The 385-nt window shown below is 39.2% G+C and carries 1 rRNA gene; it reads left to right on the top strand.

Annotated elements, in window-relative coordinates:
• Window positions 1-301: 301 nt before the first annotated feature.
• A 23S ribosomal RNA gene (locus tag H4J61_RS00005) occupies window positions 302-385 on the top strand; the annotation flags it as partial.

Here is a 385-nt window from a genome sequence, read left to right as displayed (position 1 = left end):
ATCTGGAAAGCTGATATAAATACCGGTATTTATATGATGAACACGGTGTCGCGCTGTTGTTTGTAAATTATAAATACCAAGCTGTTATTAATAGGAATATCGCCTGTTAATGATGGTGATTACGGATTCTCCTCGAAGACGTAATCGACCCGGTAATAAGTTTACTTTTACGAGTTATATTTGTTACCACTCTTATTCAAGACACACTTTGTGTGCGTGAAAATGTCAGACTTTACAATTGCATTGGATTAGTCTCCGGTGTGTACTAGCTAGCTTCTTTTGAAACTACTTGGGGTTGTATGGTTAAGTGACTAAGCGTATGTGGTGGATGCCTTGGCAGTTAGAGGCGATGAAGGACGTGTTAATCTGCGAAAAGCTTTGGTGA

The organism is Colwellia sp. MB3u-4, assembly GCF_014077065.1.
Classification (GTDB): domain Bacteria; phylum Pseudomonadota; class Gammaproteobacteria; order Enterobacterales; family Alteromonadaceae; genus Cognaticolwellia.
The sequence above is the reverse complement of the archived record's forward strand: the minus strand, read 5'-3'. Positions and strand labels throughout refer to the sequence as shown.